This is a genomic window from Marinobacter sp., from assembly GCF_014859525.1.
In the GTDB taxonomy this organism is placed as follows: Bacteria; Pseudomonadota; Gammaproteobacteria; order Pseudomonadales; family Oleiphilaceae; genus Marinobacter.
Window position 1 is genome coordinate 1 of the sequence record NZ_JACUUB010000131.1, and the last position, 4367, is coordinate 4367.

Sequence of the window (4367 nt, forward strand, 5' to 3'; positions counted from 1 at the left end):
GTGACAGCCTTTGCATTGCTCATGCGAAACTCTTCCGCCACTGCGGCAATCATCACTTTCAGACCCGCCAGGCTGGAACTGAACGCGGCCATGAAGAACAAGCCAAAAAACAGAATGCCAATCCAGTAACCCCCGCGCATGTCCTCAAACACCTGGGGCATGGTCACAAACGCCAGCTGGCTGCCCTCGGCGGGCTCCATGCCCAGACTGAACACAAACGGGAAGATCATCCAGCCTGCCAGCAAGGCAACACTGGTTTCGGTGCCGGCCACCACCAGGCAGGCGCGAGGCACATGGGTTTTGCGGGGAATAAAACTGCCGTAAGTCACCAGATAGCCCTGCCCGATGGCCAGGGTGTAAAACGCCTGACCAAATGCAAAGGCCCACAACCGGCCATCCGCCAGCCGGCCCCAGTCGACATCAAAGAAGAAGGATTTGGTCTGCTCCCAGCCGGGCGTGGTGGAGGCAAACAGCATGAGCCCGATCATCACCAGCAACAAAACCGGCATCAGCATTTTCGAGAAGACTTCGATGGCCTTGACGTCCCGCGCCAGGATAATGGCCGCCAGCACGGTTACGATCAGGAAGTACCAGAGCGAGTTATAGCCTTCGCTGTATTCGCTGAATACGCGCAGATCATCGGTGACGGCATCCACGGCATAACCCAGCGTCCAGCCAGTTATAACCAGGTAGTAACTGGTGATGGCCATGGTAATCAACACCACAAACCAGCCATAGATGGCACCAAACCGGTTGACCTGCCGGAAGGTCTGAACCGTGCTGCCCTCAGACAGCCGGCCTGCAGCAACTTCCAGGATCATGATCGGCAGAACCACCACGACCAGCGCCAGCAGATACGCCACCACAAAGGCGCCACCACCGTTTTCCCCCACCATGTAGGGGAAGCGCCAAAGATTCCCGAGCCCCACGGCTGCGGCCGCCATGGAAAAAATAAACGCTGGCTCTGAGCTCCATTGTTTTCGGGATTCTTCAATAAATTCGTGGCGTTTTGTCACCCGTGGCGCTCCCGTTGGCATGTCCTGGTTGCACGAGAGCCTAGCAAATCATCGCTTACCGTGCATGATCAACGTCAACGGAAGCTCTCCGAAATAAGCGTGAGCGTTGCACCAAATCGAGCCTTTCCCTTCCCGGGTGCAAAAACGACAAGTGCTTTTATCAAGCGACTACCCGCCGATGCCCAACAGCCACCCCGCAAGCCCGCCCGCAAAACGGGAAGGCCAGGAGCCCAAGCCAGATCCCTCAGCGCCCAAGCACCGAACGAGCAATAATTTCTTTCATGACCTCAGACGTACCGCCGTAAATCCGCTGCACCCGGGCATCGATAAAGTTCCGGGAGATTGGATATTCGGTGGTGTAACCGTAGCCGCCGAACAGCTGCAAGCAGCCATCGGCTACCCGGCACTGCATTTCGGTGGCGCTGTATTTGGCCATGGACGCGGTCGGCGCATCGAGCTGGCCGTCTTCGTATTCGCGGATGCACTGGTCAACGAACGCCTTGTTGATGCGGTAGTCGGTTTCCATACGGGCGATTTCGAAGCGGGTGTTCTGGAGTTGGGCCAGCTTCTGGCCGAACAGCATCCGCTCCTGGGCGTAGGCGATAGTGAGATCCAGCGAGCCTCGGGCGGCGGCGACACCCAAGGCACCGATCACCAGGCGTTCGCGGGGCAGTTCGCGCATCAGGTACATGAAGCCCTGCCCTTCCTCGCCCAGCAAAGCGGATGAGGGAATGCGCATGTCTGAGAAGAACAGCTCGGAGGTGTCGCCCGAGTGCTGGCCGATTTTGTCGAGGTTGCGGCCCTTGCTGAAGCCCGGCAGTGAGGTGTCCACCAGGAACAAACTGATGCCACGGGCACCGGCTTTCGGGTCGGTTTTGGCGGCGACGATCACCATATCGGCATGCTGGCCGTTGGTGATAAACGTCTTGGAGCCGTTCAGGATGTAGTCGTCGCCGTCCTTGACCGCACTGGTGCGCATCGCCTGCAGGTCGCTGCCGGCACCCGGCTCGGTCATGGCGATGGCGCCCACGGCTTCACCGGACACCATCTTTGGCAACCATTGCTGGCGTTGTGCCTCGCTGCCGATGTGGCTGAGGTAAGGCGCGACGATGTCCGAATGCACCATTACATTGGTAGACAACGCCCCGAAGCCCATGCGGGCCATTTCTTCGCCCACCACCACAGAAAACTGGAAAGGCGCACCAATGCCGCCGCAGTCTTCCGCCACATCGACACACAGTAAACTGGCGTTGCCCAGGGTGTTCCAGAGCTCCCGAGGCACGATGCCGCTTTTCTCCCAGGCTTCGTAGTGCGGTTTCACCTCGGCTTCCAGAGCCTTAATCACCGACTCCCGAAACATGGCCAATTCTTCTTGATCGGCGTGGTAGGTCATATCACTCACCTGTTGTTATTCGTTCGCTTGTGGCAAATCCGGTTGCCGGAAACCGCTTTACGTTTACGTAAACTTTATCTAACCTTGGTCTAAAAAGGAAATCGTGATGAACGAAAAAAGAACCTTCAGCATCAGCGAGCTCTCTCAGGAGTTCGATGTAACAACCCGAAGCATCCGATTCTACGAGGATCAGGGCCTGCTCAAGCCCGCCCGAAGGGGCCAGACCCGCATCTTCAGCACCAAAGACCGGGTTCGGTTGAAGCTGATTCTCCGGGGCAAGCGCATGGGCTTCTCCCTGGCGGAAACCAAAGAACTGTTTGATCTGTGGGATGAAACCCTGACCGGTAACGAAAAGCAGTTATTGAAAATGCTGGAAATCCTCGGCGCCCGGCGGGACCAGCTCGAACAGCAGAAGAACGATATCGTGCAGGCCGAAATGGAAATAGACACCGCCGAAGCCCGGTGCCGAGAATCACTGGACGAATTGCAGAAGAAAAAGAAACAGCAGGGCATCAAAGCCAAAGAATCCGAACCAACCACCACCTGACCGTGGCGGAGCAAACAGACCCCGATTGAATAACAACAAGGCAGCCAACGATGAAATCACAATACTCAGAACTCAATTTCGGTCTCGGCGAAACCCTCGACATGCTGCGCGAACAGATCAACGGCTTCGCCGCCACTGAAATCGCCCCCCGTGCCGAGGAAATCGACCGCAGTAACGAGTTCCCCATGGACCTGTGGCGGAAAATGGGCGACATGGGCCTGCTGGGTATCACCGTAGGCGAACAATACGGCGGCTCCGACATGGGCTACCTGGCGCACGTGATCGCCATGGAAGAAATCAGCCGCGCCTCCGCCTCCGTTGGCCTGTCTTACGGTGCTCACTCCAACCTGTGTGTGAACCAGATCCACCGCAACGGCACCGAAGAACAGAAACAGAAATACCTGCCCAAACTAATCAGCGGCGAACACATCGGCGCCCTCGCCATGTCTGAGCCCAACGCCGGCTCCGACGTCATCTCCATGAAGCTCAGTGCCCGCGACGAAGGCGACCACTTCGTGCTCAACGGCACCAAAATGTGGATCACCAACGGCCCGGACGCGCACACCTACGTGATCTACGCCAAAACCGACGTAAAAGCCGGCTCCAAAGGCGTCACCGCCTTCATCGTCGAACGCGCCGCACCAGGCTTCAGCCGTCACCAGAAACTCGACAAACTCGGCATGCGCGGCTCCAACACCTGCGAACTGGTATTCGAAGACTGCAGAGTCCCCCGTCAAAACATCCTCGGCGGCGAAGGCAACGGCGCCAAAGTGCTCATGAGCGGCCTCGACTACGAACGCCTCGTCCTCTCCGGCGGCCCGCTGGGCATCATGCAAGCTGCCATGGACGTGGTCGTCCCTTACATCCGCGAACGCAAACAATTCGGCCAGGCCATCGGCGAATTCGAACTGGTACAGGGCAAAGTGGCCGACATGTATACCTGGATGAACACCGCCAAATCCTACGTCTACATGGTCGCCATGTCCGCCGACCGCGGCGAAACCACCCGCAAAGACGCCGCCGGCGCCATCCTCTACTCAGCCGAAATGGCCACCAAACTCGCCCTGGACGCCATCCAGCTGCTCGGCGGCAACGGCTACATCAACGACTACCCGACTGGCCGCCTGCTGCGGGATGCCAAACTTTATGAAATCGGCGCTGGTACGTCGGAGATCCGGCGGATGCTGATCGGGCGCGAGCTGTTCCTGAACAAGTAAACGCCGTTCCAAGCCAGGGGCTTCCAGAGTGTTCAGGAAGCCAGCACCCAAAGTACGACGAGGGCCTGGTGGGGTGTCTTTCCGAGAATCCCGCACCCAAAGCATGCCAAGGGGTTGGCGGGATGCCCTTCCGGAAATGTCGAAGGCCAAGGATGGCCTGAGAGAAGCGCACATGGATGTGCTCGTAGCGGTTT

4 protein-coding genes are annotated in these 4367 nt (G+C 58.2%); 2 read left to right on the forward strand and 2 right to left on the reverse strand.

The window, feature by feature from the left end:
* Both IBX51_RS14450 and IBX51_RS14455 read right to left on the reverse strand, forming a co-directional pair.
* On the reverse strand, positions 1 to 1016 hold a 1016-nt coding region (locus IBX51_RS14450), incomplete at its 3' end, for a sodium-dependent transporter (protein WP_291832007.1).
* Positions 1017 to 1260: 244 nt separating this feature from the next.
* Positions 1261 to 2409 carry an acyl-CoA dehydrogenase family protein gene (locus IBX51_RS14455; RefSeq protein ID WP_291832008.1) on the reverse strand — a complete coding sequence of 383 codons (1149 nt, stop codon included), beginning with the start codon at positions 2407 to 2409 and terminating at the stop codon, positions 1261 to 1263.
* Between the two features lie 106 nt (positions 2410 to 2515).
* Here IBX51_RS14455 and IBX51_RS14460 point away from each other — a divergent pair, with 106 nt between their 5' ends.
* Complete coding sequence (locus IBX51_RS14460; RefSeq protein WP_291832009.1) at positions 2516 to 2956, forward strand: MerR family DNA-binding transcriptional regulator; 441 nt, start codon at positions 2516 to 2518, stop codon at positions 2954 to 2956.
* A gap of 50 nt (positions 2957 to 3006) precedes the next feature.
* Positions 3007 to 4173, forward strand: a complete 1167-nt coding sequence (locus tag IBX51_RS14465; RefSeq protein ID WP_291832010.1) for an isovaleryl-CoA dehydrogenase — start codon at positions 3007 to 3009, stop codon at positions 4171 to 4173.
* The last annotated feature ends 194 nt before the right edge of the window (positions 4174 to 4367 follow it).